Source organism: Microvirga roseola, assembly GCF_020866965.1.
Taxonomy (GTDB): domain Bacteria; phylum Pseudomonadota; class Alphaproteobacteria; order Rhizobiales; family Beijerinckiaceae; genus Microvirga; species Microvirga roseola.
Genome location: NZ_JAJATX010000038.1, coordinates 1 through 19,062, shown reverse-complemented (window position 1 = coordinate 19,062; position 19,062 = coordinate 1). Strand labels below are relative to the sequence as shown.

At 57.5% G+C, this 19,062-nt stretch carries 17 protein-coding genes; 14 read left to right on the top strand and 3 right to left on the bottom strand.

What is annotated here, in order from left to right; genetic code table 11:
• The first annotated feature begins 156 nt into the window (after nt 1–156).
• From LG661_RS17680 to LG661_RS17665, 4 genes are read left to right on the top strand one after another with little or no spacing between them, the layout of a single operon-like run.
• Entirely contained in the window at nt 157–1,050 is an 894-nt protein-coding gene (locus tag LG661_RS17680; RefSeq protein WP_230533202.1) for a MurR/RpiR family transcriptional regulator, read from the top strand.
• Entirely contained in the window at nt 1,047–1,703 is a 657-nt protein-coding gene (locus LG661_RS17675; protein WP_230533201.1) for an isochorismatase family cysteine hydrolase, read from the top strand. The genes LG661_RS17680 and LG661_RS17675 overlap by 4 nt, the downstream gene beginning before the upstream one ends.
• Before the next feature lie 40 nt (nt 1,704–1,743).
• The gene (locus LG661_RS17670) at nt 1,744–3,087 is read left to right on the top strand and encodes a glutamine synthetase family protein (RefSeq protein WP_230533200.1); all 1,344 of its coding nucleotides are present in this window, start codon (nt 1,744–1,746) and stop codon (nt 3,085–3,087) included.
• A 16-nt stretch (nt 3,088–3,103) separates the two neighbouring features.
• Nucleotides 3,104–3,922: an N-formylglutamate amidohydrolase gene (locus tag LG661_RS17665; RefSeq protein WP_230533199.1), complete on the top strand. Its 819-nt coding sequence runs from the start codon at nt 3,104–3,106 to the stop codon at nt 3,920–3,922.
• Nucleotides 3,923–4,270: 348 nt separating this feature from the next.
• On the opposite strand, the gene LG661_RS17660 is transcribed toward LG661_RS17665, so the two are convergent.
• Nucleotides 4,271–6,604 carry a calcium-binding protein gene (locus LG661_RS17660; RefSeq protein ID WP_230533198.1) on the bottom strand — a complete coding sequence of 778 codons (2,334 nt, stop codon included), beginning with the start codon at nt 6,602–6,604 and terminating at the stop codon, nt 4,271–4,273.
• A 543-nt stretch (nt 6,605–7,147) separates the two neighbouring features.
• Here LG661_RS17660 and LG661_RS17655 point away from each other — a divergent pair.
• Entirely contained in the window at nt 7,148–7,663 is a 516-nt protein-coding gene (locus LG661_RS17655) for a molybdopterin-dependent oxidoreductase (RefSeq protein ID WP_230533197.1), read from the top strand.
• The gene (locus LG661_RS17650) at nt 7,663–9,042 is read left to right on the top strand and encodes a sensor histidine kinase (RefSeq protein WP_230533196.1); all 1,380 of its coding nucleotides are present in this window, start codon (nt 7,663–7,665) and stop codon (nt 9,040–9,042) included. The genes LG661_RS17655 and LG661_RS17650 overlap by 1 nt, the downstream gene beginning before the upstream one ends.
• Here the strand turns inward: LG661_RS17650 and LG661_RS17645 are convergent.
• Complete coding sequence (locus tag LG661_RS17645) at nt 9,020–10,120, bottom strand: response regulator (protein ID WP_230533195.1); 1,101 nt, start codon at nt 10,118–10,120, stop codon at nt 9,020–9,022. The two genes, LG661_RS17650 and LG661_RS17645, sit on opposite strands and share 23 nt — an antisense overlap.
• 599 nt (nt 10,121–10,719) lie before the next feature.
• Here LG661_RS17645 and LG661_RS17640 point away from each other — a divergent pair.
• Together LG661_RS17640 and LG661_RS17635 are read left to right on the top strand one after the other, a co-directional pair.
• Entirely contained in the window at nt 10,720–10,896 is a 177-nt protein-coding gene (locus LG661_RS17640) for a GFA family protein (protein ID WP_230533194.1), read from the top strand.
• Nucleotides 10,897–11,577: 681 nt separating this feature from the next.
• Nucleotides 11,578–11,988, top strand: a complete 411-nt coding sequence (locus LG661_RS17635) for a PilZ domain-containing protein (protein ID WP_230533193.1) — start codon at nt 11,578–11,580, stop codon at nt 11,986–11,988.
• Between the two features lie 364 nt (nt 11,989–12,352).
• On the opposite strand, the gene LG661_RS17630 is transcribed toward LG661_RS17635, so the two are convergent.
• Nucleotides 12,353–13,843, bottom strand: coding sequence for a type II and III secretion system protein family protein (locus LG661_RS17630; protein ID WP_230533192.1), 1,491 nt, complete (start codon nt 13,841–13,843; stop codon nt 12,353–12,355).
• Nucleotides 13,844–14,310: 467 nt separating this feature from the next.
• Here LG661_RS17630 and LG661_RS17625 point away from each other — a divergent pair, with 467 nt between their 5' ends.
• The 6 genes from LG661_RS17625 to LG661_RS25460 all read left to right on the top strand — a co-directional run bounded on the left by LG661_RS17625 (nt 14,311) and on the right by LG661_RS25460 (nt 18,400).
• Nucleotides 14,311–14,583 carry a tetratricopeptide repeat protein gene (locus LG661_RS17625; RefSeq protein ID WP_230533191.1) on the top strand — a complete coding sequence of 91 codons (273 nt, stop codon included), beginning with the start codon at nt 14,311–14,313 and terminating at the stop codon, nt 14,581–14,583.
• Nucleotides 14,584–14,930: 347 nt separating this feature from the next.
• Nucleotides 14,931–15,107 (top strand): Flp family type IVb pilin, encoded by a 177-nt coding sequence (locus tag LG661_RS17620; protein ID WP_230533190.1) that lies wholly within the window; start codon nt 14,931–14,933, stop codon nt 15,105–15,107.
• Nucleotides 15,108–15,230: 123 nt separating this feature from the next.
• The gene (locus LG661_RS17615) at nt 15,231–15,746 is read left to right on the top strand and encodes an A24 family peptidase (protein WP_230533189.1); all 516 of its coding nucleotides are present in this window, start codon (nt 15,231–15,233) and stop codon (nt 15,744–15,746) included.
• Nucleotides 15,747–15,806: 60 nt separating this feature from the next.
• The gene (gene cpaB, locus LG661_RS17610; RefSeq protein WP_230533188.1) at nt 15,807–16,580 is read left to right on the top strand and encodes a Flp pilus assembly protein CpaB; all 774 of its coding nucleotides are present in this window, start codon (nt 15,807–15,809) and stop codon (nt 16,578–16,580) included.
• Between the two features lie 278 nt (nt 16,581–16,858).
• On the top strand, nt 16,859–17,971 hold the full coding sequence (locus LG661_RS17605; RefSeq protein WP_230533187.1) for an AAA family ATPase: 1,113 nt from the start codon (nt 16,859–16,861) through the stop codon (nt 17,969–17,971).
• A 279-nt stretch (nt 17,972–18,250) separates the two neighbouring features.
• Nucleotides 18,251–18,400, top strand: coding sequence for a transposase (locus LG661_RS25460; protein ID WP_407666739.1), 150 nt, complete (start codon nt 18,251–18,253; stop codon nt 18,398–18,400).
• Nucleotides 18,401–19,062: the final 662 nt, after the last annotated feature.

Here is a 19,062-nt window from a genome sequence, read left to right as displayed (position 1 = left end):
AGTTCCCTAATCGACGTTACCCGCTAGAGACGGAATGTCAATCTTGTTCAAAATTCGTGATTGATTTACTGAAAATGTAACGAATATTAGAAGCGGTTGCGCCGCCACTGGGAGGCTCAGGTAGTGTCAATCCGGGATCGACTAACCGACGGGACCGTGGTCTTCACGCGCGCTGAACTGAAGATCGTCCGGCAACTCTTGTCCAATTATCCGGCGGCGGGCTTAAATACGGTGGCACACCTGGCCGCTTCGGCGGGCGTGAGCAATCCGACCGTTCTGCGCTTCGTGAACAGGCTCGGCTTCGAGGGCCATCCGGACTTCCAGAAAGCGCTCCTCAGCGAAGTCCAGGAGCGCATGAGTTCGCCTCTGTCCATGCTTGACGAGCGCAAGCCGTCGCCCGAGCAGAGAAATTTCTACCAGTACTTCCTCCAGGCCAGCATTCATGCGCTCGAATCTGCCATGCAGATGGTGCCTTCCGGAGACTTCGAGGCGGCCATTGAGGCGGCAGCGGACCCTAACGCCCGGATTTTTTGCCTCGGCGGGCGCTTCAGCGGCTACCTTGCGGGACTACTCTGGGCGCATATGAGGCAGTTGCGCGGCGATACATACTGGATAAACGGCACCCAAGCCGACCAAGTCGATCATCTCGTCGATCTCAGGAAGCGCGATGTTCTCTTCGTCTATGACTATCGCCGCTACCAGGTGAGCACCCTTCGCTTCGCCCGTCAGGCATCCGAGCAGGGAGCCCGGATCGTGCTCTTTACCGATCGGTGGGTCTCGCCAATCTCTGAATTTGCCAAGATCACACTGACCACGTCCGTCGACACCGCCTCCCCCTACGACACTATGGTTCCGGCGGTTGCTCAGACTGAAGCTTTGATTGCGGCCTTGACAACTCGTCTCGACCGCCAGTCGCGATCGCGAATTGAGCGGCTGGAAGAGCTTCGGCGGACCTATGCCATCACGGAAGACGCCCTCAATCCATTGATTGACGGGAAGCAGTCAGTTCCTCCAGCGGACAGCGTCAATAATGCGGAGAGACAGAGATGAGTGGAATCACAGTCAAGTTCGGGAATGACTTGCTAAACCGAGATAGTTTTTACGAGGCCGGCAGGACGTCCCTACTTTTCGTAGACATGCAGCGAATCTGGTGCGAGCCGAACCTCGACCCGACTCACCCGCAGGATGGGAATAGCTACTATCATCGACGCCTGCGTGAGATCGTTATCCCGAACCAGATGCGTATTCTGGAGGCTGGCCGCCGGACGGGCTGCAACGTGCTCCACACCGTGATCGAGAGCCTCACGATTGATGGCCGCGACCGCTCCCTCGACCACAAGCTTTCCGGGATGCATGTGCCACGAGGCGCGCCAGAGGGAAGAATTCTAGAAGAGCTGACACCCATCGAGAACGAGATCGTCCTTCCGAAGACGTCATCGGGTGTCTTTAATTCGACGAACATCGACTACGTGCTGCGCAACCTGGATACGCGCTATCTCATAATCGCAGGAGTGATCACCGACCAGTGTGTGGATATGGCCGTCCGGGATGCAGCGGACCGGGGATATCTCGTCACCGTGGTCACCGATGCCTGCGCTACCTACAGCCAGGAGCGGCATGATGGGGCGCTGAGGGCGTACTCCGGATACTGCTGGGCCACTGATACCGACACAGTTGTCAAGCGCCTTCGGAACCTGCGCTAGACCGCGCTCGGAATGCGGCATCCTTACAGGAAGACAACCCATGACCGACATAACAACAGCCAAAACGGCTCCCGAGACGATGGAACTCGCAACGTTCGTTACCACCGATATCGCCGGCATCACGCGCGGGCGCAGCTTCGATGCTGCGCAAACAGACGAGTACCTGCGCAAGGGGGTGGGTTGGGTGCCAGCCAATCTGGCTCTAACACCGTTCGACGTGATCGCCGACCCGAATCCATGGGGGTCGTCCGGGGACCTCCGCTTGATGGCAGACCCAAACAGTAAGGCACGGGTTACGTGCCTGCCTGGGGTATCGCCGCTGCACTTCTACCATTCCGACATCACGGATCTTAAGGGTGAGGCATGGGATTGTTGCGTCCGGAGCTTCCTGAAACGCACTCTCGAAGAATACGAGAAGGTGGGGTTGAAGGTTGTCGCCGCCGTCGAACAGGAGTTCCAACTACTTGGGGTCGATTGGCCGCATGCTCCCTCCTTCGGACTGCGGGCCCAGCGCAGAGCCGATCCGTTCGCCCCCCTGCTGATGCAGGCGCTCCGAGAGGCGGGAGCCGAGCCTGAAACATTCCTTCCCGAGTACGGCAAAGACCAGTTCGAGATCACGTGTAGTCCGTCCCCGGCCCTGGAGGCGGCCGACCGCGGCATCACGATCCGTGCGATCACCAAGGAGGTGGCTGCGCTGTTCGGGTGGAATGCCAGCTTCGCGCCGAAGACCCAACCCGACGGGGTTGGCAATGGCGTGCACCTCCATTTCAGCTTCACAGACCTTGCAGGAACGCCCGTCACCTTCGATGCGTCCAGGCCGGGACGGATCTCCCAAACGGCGGGGGCTTTCGCGGCGGGCGTGATAAGGCACCTCCCGGCCCTGATCGCCTTCACGGCGCCCTCGGTTCTGTCATATCTTCGGCTGGTTCCTCACCACTGGAGCGCGGCATATACCTGCTTTGGAGAGAGGAATCGGGAAGCGACGCTGCGCATCTGCCCAACACTTGATCTACCGGGACGCGATCCCTCGAGGCAAATGAATATGGAGTACCGTGCAGTCGACGCCTGCGCGAGCCCGCACCTGTCGCTCGCAGTGGTGCTGAAGGCAGGACTAGAGGGAATCAAAGCCGGTCTCCAGGATCCGCCGCTGATCAGTTCCGACCCGTCCGAACTTTCGGAGGCTGACCAGGAGCGCCTCGGCGTCCGCCGTCTGCCGGCAAGCCTGCCGGAGGCGCTGGACCGCCTGGTACAGGACGAGGTGGTCACCGGGTGGTTCTCCGAGGATTTCCTTGACTGCTATCTTGCGATGAAGCGGAAGGAGATCGAACTTGTGGATGGACTGAATGCGGACGAACTCTGCGCCCGCTACGCTGCCATCTACTGATGCACAGGTGCGGACCATGAGCATCGTATTGGCTACCGGGACCATTGCCTCCCCGCAGTCGACTGCCTCGCGGCAACACCTTCTCGCAATCGACGAGCCCCCTCCCTATTCGGTTATCAATCCGGATGGCACGTCGCCCATCCTGCTGCTTTGCGAGCATGCCTCAAACCGTATCCCGCGGGTGCTGGGCGACATTGGCCTTCCGGAGCATGAGCGGCAACGCCACATCGCCTGGGACATTGGCGCAAGCGCCCTTGCACAGCACCTCAGCAGGAGCCTCGACGCACCGCTTTTTCTGACTAACTACTCGCGACTGGTCGTAGACTGCAATCGGCCATTCGCCGCCCCATCCTGCATCCCCGAAGTGAGCGAGACCACCAAGGTTCCAGGCAACCAAGGCCTCTGCGAGGAAGAGCGAGCACTAAGGATTGAGACGCTGTTCAAGCCTTTCGCGGATGCAGTTTCCCGCCGCCTCGACATCCTTCAACGAAGCGGCAGGCGGACATTCGTCGTCGGCATACACAGCTTTACGCCTGTCTATTTTGGCAAGAGACGACCATGGGAGGCTGGCGTCCTATATGCAGGAGCAACGGAGTTCGCGAGGTCACTCTTGGCCGGGTTGCGTGAGGATTCTCGCCTCCCAGTGGGCGACAACGAGCCATACAACATCCATCCCGATGAGGACTATACAGTACCCGTGCATGCGGATGGCCGTGGCCTTCCGGGTGTCCTCATCGAGGTCCGTCAGGACCTGATCAATACGCTGGACGGTGTTGCGGCTTGGGGCGAACGGTTGGAACGGTGCTTTCGAAGAGCGCTCAGGGAATGTCCCTGAACCGCCCATAGGTTAGCTGTCACCGGTCTGATTTCGATCCAGGGCTGTAGGTTAGCTCCTAGAGGGTGGACGCCCTCTACTGCCTTGATGTGCCAAAGTGGAGGTGTTGAGCACCACTAGAGAGAGGCGCAAATGGGCGAGATCCGCACGATTGGGGTGGATCTGGCGAGGCTATCTTCCAGGTTCACGGAGTCGACGCATCGGCGCAATCCAGTTCCGCAACAAGCCGCGGCGGCACTAGGTCCTCCCCTTTTCTCGCCTGCCCGTAATGTCGGCGCAGTGGTCTACAATGATGAATCCTTCTGCTCTCCCCGAGCTGGAGAGAGCAGAAGGCGAAGGTCGACAGGTTCAGATGACGAAGAAGTCGTCGTAGCCGAGCGTCGTCTTGTTGGAGATGACAGCGAACTTCACCTGGTCCTTCGAGCCGATGCCGTCCGCGTCGTAGTAGAGCACGCCCTTCTTCTTGTCGTAGATGACCCGGTCCTCCCGGTCCTGCGCTTTGGTGCCGACCGTGAACATGTCGGACGAGAACTTCTTGCCCCTGGACGAGCCCGAACCCAGCTTGGTGAAGTACTTGTTGTCGAGCCAGATCGCGTCGTAGCGGGAGGAGAAGTCGATGATCTTGTCCACGTTCGAGCTGCTCACCTTCGTGTCGAAGATGAAGGTGTCCTTGCCCGAGCCGCCCTTCAGGTAATCCTTGCCGAGCCCGCCGGCGAGCTTGTTGTTGCCCGAGTTGCCGTAGACGTAGTTGGTGTACTTGTTGCCTTCGAGCGCGAGATTGCTTCTGCCCGAAGCGGCGACCAGCTTCTCGACCTGATAGCTCGAGGACGTGCCCAGTTTGTAGCTGACATAGGACACGACAGTGTCCGTGCCGCCTCGGGAGCCCTCGATGGCCTTGTCGCTCCGGTGGTCGACGTAGAAAGTGTCATTGCCAGCGCCACCGTACATCACATCGGCGCCAGACTTACCGTCGAGATGATCACTACCCGCCTCGCCTTTCAGTGTATTCCGGCCAGCATTGCCGATAAGTGCGTTCGAAGAACTGTTACCGGCCAGACTGATAGAGGCTGAACCCGTCGCAACGAGATTCTCGACGTAGGCTGGAAGCTTGAGGCTTCCGCTAAAGACCACCGTGTCAGTGCCTCCGCTCGCCGTCTCGATCACCTGATCGCTTCCACTGATGTAGTAGGTGTCGTTACCGCCGGCTCCCTGAAGAATGGCTGCACCGCTGCCATAGAACTTGTCGCCAAAGCGAGAGCCGATCAGGCGTTCGATGGACGTGTAGACGTCGCCGTTTGCGTCACCGCCCGTACCACCAGTCAGGCTCGCAACAATCCTCTGAGTTGCGCTCGAGAAGGTCACCGTATCAATGCCGTCCCCGCCGTTGATAACGTCTGCTCCGGCACCACCGTCGAACTGGTCACTCCCCTGACCACCGTTCAGCTCGTCGATGAAGCGGGTTCCGACATAATCGTCATTGAGTGAGGTGCCGGCCATCGTGATCCCGGCCTCGCGCGGGTCAATGATCTGCGTGCGAATAGTCGGCTCTCCATCATGCCACCAGCTGACAACAACGCGACCGTCTACCAGTGTTGAGATGCTGGGCATCCGATCATTGACACCGTGTGGCGTGTGGATCGTGAATGCTTCCCCATCTTTGACGCCGTCCGCCTGATAGACTTGACCTTTGACTTCAGTGCTGAGTGACGCGTAGACGTGATAATCGGCCCAGGCGATCATGAAGCGGCCGTCGTTCAGAGCGGTCACGACGGGATCCACTTCCACGCCGGCTATGGAACTCACCTCGAAAGCAATACCTCGCGCCGTTCCGTCAGCATCGAAAACCTGCGCCCGAACTGCATAGTCCTCAGCCCCGGAACTTCCGTCATTCACCTTCCAGGTCACCACGAAGCCACCATCAGTGAGCTTCGTGATCTGTGGATGAACATGAACAATATCCAATGAGGGATCATCTTCGGCCACCTGAATGATATGTCCATCTCCATCACTAGAGATGATCGCAGCCTGCAGGTTGATGGCACTCGTGTCAGTTCCCTGCGACCAGGCAACCACATACCCGCCGCCCTCCAGCGCTTGGATAGCAGGCTTTGCATTCTCATTGTCTAAGGTGAACTGAATGTCGCTGATTGGGCCGACGCTGTCACCATCAGCATCATAGCGGGCCACCCATACGTAGGCGCCCATATCACCAGGAGCGGGGTCCTCAAGGTCACGCCACGTGACGGCAAACCCACCGTCGCTGAGCGTCGTGATGTCCGGCTGAACCAAAGCATGGGCCGGCGGAACCGAGATGCCGTCATTGATCTTGAATCCAGTCCCGATCTTTGTGCCACTGACACTGAAGATCTGACCGTAAATGTCTGCGTTCTCACCATCGTCGAGATATGCACGCTGATCCGTCCAGACAGCGACGAACCGGCCATCCGCCAAAGCGGCAATGTTCGGAAGTTGCTGTTCGCCGGCCGAGGTCGTGTTGATGGTGAATTGCTTGCCGCGAGGTGACCCGTCAGCATTGATGATCTGAGCGCGGACCTCCTGGGCATCGTGATCCACCCACGCGACCACGAACCGGCCATCGGCTAGCGCCGTTACATGCGGTTCGTCGTTGTCTCCAGGTCCATTTATGAGGATTTCCGTGCCCCAGCGCTGAGGAGTTGCCATGTTTTGTAAATCCCTGGTTCAACTGGCGAACAGAAAGAGGGGCGACCTGCCGCTCCGGTTCGCGAATCGCGAATGTTCTGCTGCAGTGACTACTCGGGCGACCAGCGGCGCGCCCCACTCAAACGAGTGGGGATGACTTGATTGTTAGCGCTCGGTGCGAAGGACAGTGGTGCGTCAGTTGATCTAGGTGCAGCTATGCGCGCCCTGCCGTTGCCGGTGAGCAAGTGCCGGGACAATCAGGAAATATAGTGTGATAACATTAGCAAAAATTCACACTGAGTTTTGCCCGGGATACGAATGGTGGCCGTTAACGCCGTTGCGCCTCCCAACCGGATTCGCAATACCAGTAGTATGCTCGAACGCTTACAACGATGAAAAGCCGACTCCAATCAATGTAGCGTTTGACTTGTTTGGCTGCTTCCGTATAGGGCGGCTTAGAACACATACCTAGCGGCGTAGACTGCGTCACCGAGCCTAATAGGCGCTTGAGGAGAGATGCAGCAATGAAAGCGAAGCAAGTATTTGCTTCTTGAGGGGGTGATCATGGCAGGTGAGAAGCTGCGCAATCTCATATTTCTCAGTGCTTTCCTCGCGGCTTTGACTCTGCCAGCCCTCGTTGGCGCACTACCTCAGTCGCGTGATAAGGCTATTCTTACTATATCTGGTGCAATTGAGGTTAAGAACAGCGAGGAAGGGTTTGTGTTTGACCGCCCGCTCCTCGAAAGCCTTGGCATGCACACGCTCAGAACCTCGACAAACTGGACTACAGGCGTGAGGACATTCGAGGGAGTACTTGTCCGCGATCTTCTGAGGCGAGTTGGGGCAAAGGGAACATCTGCGATAGCAACTGCACTCAATGACTATTCGGCAGAGATTCCACTCTCTGATTTTGATAAGTTCGATGTCTTGCTGGCGCTTCGCATGGATGGCCGCGATTTGCTTCGTCGAGACAAAGGTCCAATTTGGATTGTGTATCCCCGCGACCACAGTCCTGAGCTGCAGGACGCACGTTACGATCACCGCTGGGTCTGGCAGTTAGACAGCCTCAAGATTCGCTGATGTCGCACAAGTTTTTCATTCGTGCTTCAGCTCTGTCCTCGATTGCCGTCCTCGTCTCATTTGTGTGCCTTGTCCTGGCGAGTAGTCGCCTGATTGATATTGGGCAGGATTTAAAGAGCGGCATTGGCGAGAATATTGTCTGGTTAGCTAGTCAAGCCCAGTATGAGGGTGTCCGGCTGTGTGATACGGTTTCTCGCTATGTTGGAGGCGATCCTGCTGTTGATAGCGGAGAAGTTGAACTCCGCCTTGATGTTTTTTTGAGTCGCCTAGAGGCGGTTCGCGATGGCCAGCCTCGGGCCTACCTGGCAAGCCTCGGCTATACCTCAAAGCTCGATGCGGAAATTGCGGCTCTGATAGCGCTTGAGGCTCGTATCCGTACTCTTCACCGCACTGATAGGAACATCGATGCCGACATCCGATCTACCATTCAACCTCTTGTGACGACTTTGCGAGATGCCGCGAACAGGAGCAGTCTGGTGGAGCGGGATCGCGCGATGCAGTTGCGGGATGACCATTTCAGCGCTCTGCTCCAGGTCTTTGCCTATATTTTAGGGGTAATCTTCAGTTGCGGAGTGCTGACCATTTCCCTTCTTCGTGAGCAGCGGAAGGTCGCGTTGACAAGAGCCTCATTGCAGAAGGAGCGAGAGCTTAGTCAGCTCTATCGAGAGTTCGTATCAATGGTCTCGCATCAGTTTCGGACGCCTTTAACCGTCATCGATATGACTGCTCAGCGCATAGCGAGGCGTGGAACGCGAATGACAGAAGAAGAGATCTATAAACGGACAGCGGCCATTCGCGATTCAGCGGTGCGACTAACCAGGCTTATGGAAAGCACCCTGAATGCAGCCCGCTTCGATCAAGGGGAAATCGCTTTCCAACCTATTGCATGCGACCTTGCTAGTCTCATCCTTGATGTGTCAAATCGCTACACCATGCTCGAACCGGGGAGAAGGATCGAGGTTGATTGCCAAGCTCTACCATCCACTCTTTTATGCGATCCAGTCTTGATGGAACAGGTGATTAGCAACCTGCTCTCGAATGCTCTGAAATACTCCAATTGCAGCACATCAGTCCATATCCGGGCTTGGGTGGAGGGAGACTGGATAGCTACGACAGTTCAAGATTTTGGAGTCGGTATTCCGGCGGAGGATGTGCCTCGCCTCTTCGATCGATATTTCCGAGCCAAGACAGCTAGAGGTACGACCGGAACCGGTGTGGGACTCGCCTTTGCTCAGGAGATCGTCCGCATGCACGGGGGGGCCATCGAGGTCGAAAGTCACGTAGGTACTGGGACTACATTTACAATCCGACTACCAAATAGGCCAGCGGACGACCACTCCCAGATGGCAGGTCCAGCTACGTTTGCTTCCGCGGATTGATGTCGTCTCCTGTTTCAGAGCGCAAACTAAATGACAAAGGGCTTCCTAGGAAGAGGCTTATCAAATCCGTCTGCCGATCTGTTTGTGTCTTCCGGAACAAGTTGCCTAAGGTGTAAGTCAGTGTGTTACGCGTGACCCCGAAGCTCGCGGCAATCTCATCCAGCCGCTTTCCTTCAGCCAACGCAAGAGCTAACCGCGTTTCCGCTGGCGTTAGATTGTACAAGCGGGCGACCAGTTCAGCCGGAAGGCGCGGACGACGCTCAGGATCCGAAATGAACACGCATACCATCGCTCGATCACGTGCTGCCGCTGACGATCGCAGTGGGCTTACCAGCAAGGCTAGCGAGCGACGCCCAGAATCTCGCGATATTGCAATCGCCCCCTCCTGGCCCCTAGAGGACTGACCCTGAACCTCTAGAGCTCGCTCAATCAACTCACGGATTTCCTGTGTTTGCTGGGCCGTAGCTCCGCGCAGGAAACCATCATTCGATATCGTCAGCCCGTCCGCTCCATTGGCGATTTCTGTGGCTGTCCGATTGACGAAGATGACTTTTCGGTTGGCTCCGATCAGTACGATGCCTAGTGCGATCTGATTGAGCACTTCAGCTGCCCCCGAGAGAGCATCGTGAGTGTCTTCATGGCGCAGCTGGGATAATGCAGCCTCCAGGTCTGGGAGTTTATCTTGGATACTATCTCGCATACGTGCAACTTGACGGAGGCGGGCCTCTACCGTGGCTAGCAGAACGTCAAGATCTATGGGTTTTGTCAGATAATCGTCGGCGCCTGCCTGTTTTCCGGAAATGACATCTGCACGGTCCGCAAGTGCTGACAGGAATACAAATGGGACATTGGCCATATTAGGAAAGCGGCGTCGAAATTCCTGAAGAAAATCAAGGCCGTTGAGATCAGGCATATCGACGTCACATAATATCAAATCTGGGGTGTGGTTGCTAAGAACCTTCAGTGCATCGGAGCCGTTGTCGGCCAATAGAACATTGTATCCATTGTCCCGCAGTTCCTCCGCAATAAGCGCCCGAATATGGGGTTCATCCTCTACGCATAGAATGAGTGGCGGCATGTTCTACTCTTGAGCGGGGCGATCTAGAGGTTGGGCAGCTGCGTGCACTGGGACCTCGGAACGGAGGTTGGTCGGTGACGGAAACAGTAGGATGATGTCTAACATCTAAACGTGTGGCTGTCTTGGCGTATGGGCAACTCCGAAACGTACACCAGGGATTCCGGATCCGCGAAGACAATGAGAAATTTTGTTTCAGCGGAAGCTGCGCCCTGGCAGTCTGTGAGATTCGGGGAAGTTATTTATCCCGTCTANCAGGGATTCCGGATCCGCGAAGACAATGAGAAATTTTGTTTCAGCGGAAGCTGCGCCCTGGCAGTCTGTGAGATTCGGGGAAGTTATTTATCCCGTCTAAGTGCCCGTTTGAAAATAGGCGCCTACCCCAACATGCAGGGAGAGCGGCCGATCCGGTGCGCTAAATGTTGTGCCATCGGGCAATTCTCAAACGGGCTCTAAGGATCTGAGGGCAGTCACTGCTGACTGTCGCCAAGGGAGAGAGTTCAGGCGGCTTGGCGTGGCTGCCTCACACCACCGCTCCCCGATCCATTGAATGCCTAACGGACTTGCCCAAGCTCCAGACGCAGTCTCCAAGAATAGTGGCGATGCCATACCGGCGCTGCACCGGATCGGCGTTCTCATACAGAGCAATCTATGCGGATTCGGCGCTGCTCAACCAGAAAGGTGAGCCACGATCCTGGCGCCGCACCGACTCGTCCGGGCAATGGCTTGAGCAACATTTCTGCACCACGTGCGGATCGGTCGTATTCATGCGAGCTTAGGCGCTGACAGGCGCTCTCTCGGTATCGGCCGGCTGTCTGGAGGACAGAGAGTTTCCCGCTCCCCAGATTCTCCATTGGCCCGATAGGAAACGCCAATGGCTGTGTCTGGAAGGAGTGCCTGAAGCGAGCTCGCCGTGAGAGATAATTGCTGTCACTGTGCAGCCTGAGAGATCCACGGGTTGCGCAAGAAATGATGGGAGAGCCGGGCTCACCTAGGAGCCGGGCTCTGCGCGATTCTCGGGGAGCGTCTGCAAGCATCTTCAGTTTAACCAACGGCTTGTTGCCCAATTGGCTGCGGACATTACCGGATCAGGTCACCGAAATCTGGTGGCGTTTGCTACCGAATGCCGGTGATTTCGGCGACTTGTCGTCAGTTGCATCACTCCGAGGAGACACGATCTCAGCTTACCTGGTGATTGCCCACCATACCCACTTCGACTACCCTTCTATTTACGCTTGGTTTAGGCTGGGCTTTGAGGGCATCGGCCAGTTCCCACGAGGTATTCTGGTAAGAGTTCGGTGTCGGCGGCTCGAACCCAGGTTATTGTTGCCCTACTGTGGCTACCTGCAAGCTCTCCGACTATACCATTCGGTCTAGTTGGCAGGCACAGATGACTTTTGCTAGGCTCGATCCAATCAAGCCGCACTAGTCATTCCACGCACTACCGACTGAGGAATACGATGGAGGAACGCCGTTCAAGCAAGAGGGCGCCGACCATTCTTGCAGGGCGCATCTGGATCGGTGACCAGGCAGACGGCATCGAGTGCACAGTACGTAACATTTCGGGCACTGGGGCGCAAATCCTCACCCATGCCCCACTCGTACTCCCCAATGAGTTCGAGTTCGCGATTCCGAAGCGTGGTCACTCATCTTTTGTCCGTCTCGTGTGGTCGAGCGGGAAGAGTCATGGGGTTATGTTTCTCCCGGGCCGACCGGAGGACATTGAGCTTTCGCCTCCATCCCTAGAGGCTGCATTTGCCGTGGATCCGCGCATCCAAACGGTGATTGACGACGCGCGAGGTCGGCTTGCCACGATCATGAACATTCCGGTCGCGGCTGTCCGGCTCAGTCTTGATATCGATCCGATGTGACGCACCAGGATTGAGGCGCTCCTGTGCCTCTCACAGGGCGCTTCTCCTATGTCACTGAGGTTGGCTGTTCGTCGGCTGCCCACCGCTCGCGGATTTCTCGGTAGGAGGACGCACGGCCGGAACCGGAATGGCGGTCACATTCCCTTCCCTATAGCGCTCCACTGCGCGTGAGACACGCTGCCCGTCTCCCTCAATGCGGGTGTTGACCACGTACGGAGGCCAGGGATCGGTCACATGTACCGCCCGGTTCCACGACTGGGCCTCACCGGCCGACAGGGTGATCGTATCGCGCCGCTTCAGATAGTCATTGCATCCGCCGAGACTTGCCGAAAAGAGAACGGCAATCGCTGTGAGCTGGTGCCGACTACTTAACAATTTTCTTCTTTGCATTGCGCTTTTCTAGCTGCAGTTCGACAATGTGCCCATAAGGCCCGATAATCCCTGCCCCATTGGCAAAGCGCTTCTGCGCATCCTCGTCGACTTCGAGCTTGCCCATGAGGAAGAAGTCCACATCGTTAGCAGGCTTACTCGCGTCGAGTGGCGTTTTCAATGGCTGTCCCGGCTTAGCTGGCCTAACCAGATGCGGTGTGACAATGATGATAAGATCAGTCTCCTGCTCCTGGAATGACGACGAGCGGAAGAGAGCGCCCAGGACCGGCACCTGGCCGAGCCAAGGGATCTGGTCCTGATTCTTGGTGTGCGTGCTCTGCAGGAGTCCAGCCATAGCGAAGCTCTGGCCGTCGCGAACCTCTATCATGGTGCTGGCGCGCCGCGTAATGAAGGCAGGAATGGCAATCAACCCGGTCCGGACCGTGACGGTTTCATCCACCTGGCTGACCTCTGGCTCCAGCTTTAGGTTGATCAGGCCGTTGTCGAGGACTGTCGGCGTGAAGTTCAGCCGCACACCGTATTCCTTATACTGAACCGTAATCTTGTTATCGTCAGAAGCGATCGGAATCGGGACCTCACCACCAGCCAGAAAGCTCGCCTTCTCGCCGGAAAGCGCGATGAGGTTCGGCTCCGCCAAGCGGCGCGCCAAACCTTTGTCTTCGAGCGCCTGCACGAGAATATCGGCACTCACCCCGCCTCCCAGAACTTGCGCGATCAGCGTTCCGAACGGCTGGTTCCCACTGGGGAATGATGGATTGAATTGCACGACGCCCGACGATGTCGTCGGGTAGACACTGCCCGACGTCAACCCACGTCCTCGAGACTCGTTACCGCGCCTTACGTTCCAACTCACGCCGAGTTCTCGCCCCGCATTTCGATTTGCTTCGATAAAGCGCACCTCCAGCATGACCTGCTGTCCTCCGCTGACGCGCAACGCATTGATTACGCCGCCCGATCCATACTGATCAGCAATATCTATTGCCTTGCGAAGTGCGATGGCATCGGGCACGGTACCACTCAGCCGCAAGCGTCCGTTGACGGTCTCGACCCGCACATTGGCCTGCGGAATTGCTTGGCGGAGTGAGACCTCGAGATCCGGCATATCGGCGCCGACCTCGACAGTAACAGTACCTAGCATCGTATCCCCGGGCCCGAAGACCCCAATTCTCGTTCGGCCTTCAAGTTTGCCGAGCACATAGAAGGTGCGTCCGGTCAATGGAACGGCCGTCGCAATGTCAGGATCGCCAACGATCACTCTCTCGACATCGACCGCGGTTCTTGCCGTCAGGAACTGCCCCTTCGCTACGTTAATTCCGCCGACCGCACGGCCATTGCTGAAGCGTATGAAATGCTCCAGTTCCTGAGCAGTGGACGGGTCTGAAAGGGCGCTAGCAAAGATCGTGACGACAAGCGCCAGCGCAGACCAGAAGCCCCTCCGGTCGCAAGAATAACTGTGCTTCAGCATGGAGAGTATCCAGTTCATGCCATTGATCTGCTGGTTTAGGTCGTTCCAGGGTCCAAATCTATTCGACCGAGTGATCTAGACCTCCAACTTGTGGGGCGCCATGGTTAACGCGACGTAAAGATATTTGCTGTCTAGTTCGCCTCCTAGATGAAATCTTCGGCTGCGGCATTAAAAGCGGCAGCATGAGACAAGAGTGAATAACGTACTAAGTACGGGGGCGAGAGATGCTAATATTTGAACAGGTGCGGAGAGCTGGCCTGCTAGCTTGTATCGCGTCCTTTCTGACAGCGTGCAACAGCACCGGAGATTTCAATTTCTCGAGTTTCGGTAACACAACCCCGGGCATTGAACTTCCCGCGACGGTCGAGCCCTACCCAGACGCTCAGGTTCTCTCGGTCGCCAAGCAGCAGTTCGCCGCTCGCAATTACGGTCACGCCGCCCGATATTATGAGCGCGCTGTGGAGGTCATGCCGAACAATCCTGAGACGTGGCTCGGCCTTGCTGCATCCTATGATCGTGTCCGCCGCTATGATCTTTCAGACCGCGCCTACACGGAAGCCGCGCGCCTCATAGGGGATCGTCCCGAGTACTACAACAATGTAGGCTACTCCTATTTGCTGCGGGGAGATGTCGCGAAGGCCCACAGCAACTTCCTCAAGGCGCATGAGCTAGATCCAGACAATCTCACGATCAACAACAACCTGGAGATGCTGCGCTATAGCTCTAGACGGTCTAGCTAGGTCGAGTGCCCTCGGCGAAGCGGGGCCGCTTTGCTGCTAACGAATGCAGCGCGAAAATTAACAGAGTGGAGTCGGCCAAGGTAAGCAACTCTAGGTGAATCGAGCATCCCATAGGCCCATCTCTCGTGAAGGCACGTCCTTTAACAGTCCGGGTTAGGCCATCTGGCCGACCTCAAGCGGCTGGCGTTCTAGACTATCAGGCTGAGTCGACCGGAGTTCAGAAATTATTCTTAAATGGGACAGCACAAGCGAAGGCTCTGGTTCCTAAACACCATCCGAGCAAGGACTTGTGGCAATGCTGCCCATTCCGGGCGGCGGACTTAGGCAACAAGGTCGAGGAAAAAAGAATGAAGTCTCTCATCACCCGCTTCGCCAGGGACGAGTCCGGCGCAACCGCTATCGAGTATGGCCTCATCGCTGCCGGTCTGGCGGTTGTCGTCATCGCAATCTTCCAGACCGCCGGTCCGGTCGACACCTTGATCAAAAACCTCTTCGCCAAAGTATCGACCGCCGCCGGCGTCTAGGATAGGGGCGACCCAAGGATCTTAGAGGCTCGTCGAGTTCTTGAAGCGGACGAGTAAATCCTCTGTCCGCTTCAACATTCATCTTGCGTTGAAACAGCACAACTCACATGCGAGGAGGCACCGTTGACGATCGCGGCGCTAACAGTGTCCATTGCGGGCTTGGCCTTCGTCGCCTCAGTGGCATATGCGGGTGTGATGGATCTCGTCACGATGAAAATCCGCAACGGGCTCGTTCTCTTTCTGCTGGCCGCCTATGCGGGGCTAGCTCCTTTGGCAGGTTGGACTGCGGCGGAGATCGGGATGAGTGTCGCCAGCGCTACAGGCGTACTCGCCTGCACGTTCATCCTTTTCGGATTCGGCTGGATTGGCGGTGGCGATGCAAAATTCGCCACGGTCGTTGCTCTGTGGTTGGGTGCCGAGCACACTCCTGTCTACCTGATCTACACAACCCTTTTCGGCGGCGTTTTAACGCTTGCGTTCCTTCAATTCAGGCTGATGACGCTCCCTGCCTTCTGTCTCAACAGATCCTGGATTACGCGACTGCACGCGAAGGAAACGGGGGTGCCATATGGGATTGCTCTCGCCACGGCCGCTCTCTTCCTTTTCCCGACAACCCGTTGGATGGAACCCCTGGTATAAACGGATCTGCAAGCCGCGTGGACGCCGGGCTGCCTATGACCTGCGAAAAAGTATTGTGACATGCTCCGCATCATCGTTCTCGTAATTGCCATCGGCGCCGGATGTCTCGCAGCATGGCTTGCACTGTCCGTGCGAACCACCAGCGTAATACCTCCCGCTATGACGACCTCCGCTCCATCCATACCCATGGAGGAGATCCTGGTGGCCGCCGAGGATCTCGCACAAGGCCAAGCCATCGCCAAGGGAAAGCTGCGCTGGCAGCCCTGGCCTCAGGGATCCCTCCACCCGAATTTCATCAGCCGTCAAGCAAAGCCGGACGCTCTGGCCAGCCTTGAGGGGGCCCTCGTTCGCAACTCCCTCGTTTCGGGTGAGCCCATTCGGGAGGATAAATTAGTCCGCTCCTCGTCTGGACTCCTTTCCGCTCTTTTGCCGGCCGGAAAGCGTGCAATCGCAATCCGTGTTTCGGCGGAGAGTACGGCTGGCGGGTTCATCCTGCCGAATGACCGCGTGGATGTGATCCAAACTATAGCGCGGCAACCCGGAAATCAGAGCGAGAACCTCACCCGCACCGTGCTCAACAATATCCGGGTTCTGGCAGTTGATCAGAGAGCCGACGATACGAAACGCGATGCGGCTGTCGTGGGCAAGACCGTCACCCTCGAACTCAGCCCAGCCCAAGCGGAAGTTATCGCTTCTGGTCAGGCAACCGGAGCCCTCTCTTTAGCGCTCCGCTCCGTGGTGGACGCCGATGAGATAGCGGTCGAGAGACGCGAAGTCGGCGGCGTGGTTCGCATTCTGCGCGCGGGGCGCAGCGAGATCGTGAGAACGCAGTAGTCGGAACGCCTTACTAAGAAACACGCCAGAAGTTCGGATCTGAAATGCCCGATATGCCCTTCGACTTACTGAACGAGTTGTCACCCAAGGCACCTTCCCGGCATGCTGACGTTCGACCTCGTTTCACCGTTGAACCCCAAGCAGTAGTCCCGCGAGCAGCGGAGCCACCCCCGGCTCTTGCGCGTGAGTCCCTCCGCATTCCGCGGGTAACGATCCACGCCTTCTGCGACAGCCTGGATGTGGCGGCCGCAATCGAGAGTGCTGCTGCCGACCGCGTGATGTCCCGGGCAAACACGACGGTGCATCAGGGCGGCATCGCGGCGGCCATCGAGTTCTACCGGCAAGCTCCGACGCCCAACCTAATTGTTGTCGAGAGCCGCTCCTCCGCAGGCCTCATAACTGAACTCGACAGTCTTGCTGAGGTTTGCGATGCTGGCACAAAGGTCCTGGCAGTCGGCCATACCAATGATATCGCCTTCTACCGGGAACTCATGCGGCGCGGGATCAGCGAGTACATGCTCGCCCCAGTTCAGCCATTTTCTCTGGTCGAGACTATTGCGGGCCTCTACGGAGAGACGACATCGAGCAAGCTCGGGCGTGTCTATGCCTTTATGGGCGCGAAGGGAGGCGTAGGATCATCCACAGTGGCGCACAACGTGGCTTGGACCATCGCCCGTCGGGTTAGCCTGGATGTCATCATAGCCGACATGGACCTTCCATTCGGGACAGCAGGCCTCGACTTCAATGTCGACGCGGGAGTGGGCATTGGCGAGGCCATTCAGGATCCTGCACGCCTGGACGAAGTTCTGCTCGACAGACTTCTGACTAAGTGCGGCAACAACCTGAGCCTGCTGGCCGCGCCCGGAACCCTCGACCGGTCTTACGATATTTGCGAGGGCACCTTTGAGCGACTGCTTGAGGTTGCACAGGCGAGCGTCCCGTTCCTGATCCTGGACATGCCGCATCTCTGGACTGCCTGGTCGCGAAACATGCTCAAGGCGGCGGATGAGGTTGTACTTACAGCTGCGCCGGATCTCGCCGGCCTCAGGAATACCAAGAGCCTGATTGACTTCCTGAAGCAGGCCCGGCCCAATGATCCGCCTCCGAAACTCATCCTCAACCAGGTCGGAATGCCGAAGAGGCCCGAGATTAAGCCGCGGGATTTCGCTAAGGCGGTGCAACTTGAGCTGACCGCGTGCATTCCCTTCGATGCCCATCAATTCGGAACGGCAGCAAACAATGGTCAGATGGCCGCCGAGATTACAGGAAAATCTGCCGCGGCAAGAGCTTTCGCAGAAGTCTCCGATGTCCTAACCGGCCGTCAGCCTCTGAAGGGCCGCCGAACTCCTTCATTCAACCTGAGCTCGATTTTTGGGAAGCCGAAGCGCTAGAGCGCATCGCGGCGAAGGAGTTCCGGCTCGTCGTCAACGAATGTGCCAACGTTGGAGCTGTTTACATGCGGATGAAAACAGCTCCAACGGCCCAGCACCATTTCACCAAAGCCTTCTTCGCAAGCAACTGGAGCCGGTATGCGGTAGAAAGCGCAGTTGCGAGGAATAGGCATTGTCCGGAAGCCGGAACTCCAGAAAGCTTTAGAGAATTGTCTAGAAAATCGGATTGCGCCCATTTGAAGGGCATGACAGTCCGAACCTACGACACCGACCTGAGCGATGCGGAATGGGCGATCCTGGCGCCCCTCCTTGCCTCCATACTGCGGGCGGCCTCGCAAGCACGACCTGCGTCAGGTGCTGAATGCCATTCTCTACATCCTTCGGGGCGGAGGACCTTGGCGTCTACTGCCGCGTGAACTCCCGCCTTGACAGAGCGTATACGACCATTTTCGGCGATGGCGTCAAGGAGGAACGTGGCGATCCATCAATGATGCTCTCCGTCCCCGGACCCGCATACTAGCCGGCCGCGGTCCGGAGCCGTACGCCGCCATCATCGACAGCCAGACCGGGCACACGAGCGAGGCCGGCGGTTAGCAAGGCTACGACGGTGGGAAGAGGATCTCCGGCGCCAACGGCATCTGGTGGTAGAAACCCAAGGATTGGTCCTGCATGTTCTCGTCCATCTCGCTGATATTCATGATGCATGACCCTCGCGGCTGAAGCCGTACTGGATGATCTGAGAAACCGCTATCCAGATGTGGAGTGCGTGTTTGCTAACATAGGCTTCTAGGGGCTAGCTAGCCTGGCTGGCAACGGAGCTGGATGGACGCTGCTCCTCGTAAGTGGTCGCGGCGCTGGGCCTGGGTACCTGTTGATCAGCCTGCGCCCGAGATGCCTGCGGGCTTTGCGGTTTTGCCTTGGTGTTGGGTTGTCGGGCGCACGTTTGCCTGGCTCGTGCGTAACCGCCGCTTGGCAAGGACTGGGAGCATCTTCCAGCCACGGCAAAGACTTGGATTGACCTCGCGATGAGCCATCTCATGACAAACGACTAAAGCATCGGACGGTTAAACGGACGCATAGCCGGCAGCCCT

What these genes read in the sequence shown, in the direction of transcription:
- LG661_RS17660 (WP_230533198.1), bottom strand. Translation starts at nt 6,604, where the DNA reads ATGGCAACTCCTCAGCGCTGGGGCACGGAAATCCTCATAAATGGACCT.
- LG661_RS17625 (WP_230533191.1), top strand. Translation starts at nt 14,311, where the DNA reads ATGCCGAACAATCCTGAGACGTGGCTCGGCCTTGCTGCATCCTATGAT.
- LG661_RS17650 (WP_230533196.1), top strand. Translation starts at nt 7,663, where the DNA reads ATGTCGCACAAGTTTTTCATTCGTGCTTCAGCTCTGTCCTCGATTGCC.
- cpaB (WP_230533188.1), top strand. Translation starts at nt 15,807, where the DNA reads ATGCTCCGCATCATCGTTCTCGTAATTGCCATCGGCGCCGGATGTCTC.
- LG661_RS17655 (WP_230533197.1), top strand. Translation starts at nt 7,148, where the DNA reads ATGGCAGGTGAGAAGCTGCGCAATCTCATATTTCTCAGTGCTTTCCTC.
- LG661_RS17670 (WP_230533200.1), top strand. Translation starts at nt 1,744, where the DNA reads ATGACCGACATAACAACAGCCAAAACGGCTCCCGAGACGATGGAACTC.
- LG661_RS17620 (WP_230533190.1), top strand. Translation starts at nt 14,931, where the DNA reads ATGAAGTCTCTCATCACCCGCTTCGCCAGGGACGAGTCCGGCGCAACC.
- LG661_RS25460 (WP_407666739.1), top strand. Translation starts at nt 18,251, where the DNA reads ATGCGGAATGGGCGATCCTGGCGCCCCTCCTTGCCTCCATACTGCGGG.
- LG661_RS17640 (WP_230533194.1), top strand. Translation starts at nt 10,720, where the DNA reads ATGCCATACCGGCGCTGCACCGGATCGGCGTTCTCATACAGAGCAATC.
- LG661_RS17665 (WP_230533199.1), top strand. Translation starts at nt 3,104, where the DNA reads ATGAGCATCGTATTGGCTACCGGGACCATTGCCTCCCCGCAGTCGACT.
- LG661_RS17630 (WP_230533192.1), bottom strand. Translation starts at nt 13,843, where the DNA reads ATGCTGAAGCACAGTTATTCTTGCGACCGGAGGGGCTTCTGGTCTGCG.
- LG661_RS17675 (WP_230533201.1), top strand. Translation starts at nt 1,047, where the DNA reads ATGAGTGGAATCACAGTCAAGTTCGGGAATGACTTGCTAAACCGAGAT.
- LG661_RS17635 (WP_230533193.1), top strand. Translation starts at nt 11,578, where the DNA reads ATGGAGGAACGCCGTTCAAGCAAGAGGGCGCCGACCATTCTTGCAGGG.
- LG661_RS17645 (WP_230533195.1), bottom strand. Translation starts at nt 10,120, where the DNA reads ATGCCGCCACTCATTCTATGCGTAGAGGATGAACCCCATATTCGGGCG.
- LG661_RS17605 (WP_230533187.1), top strand. Translation starts at nt 16,859, where the DNA reads ATGTCCCGGGCAAACACGACGGTGCATCAGGGCGGCATCGCGGCGGCC.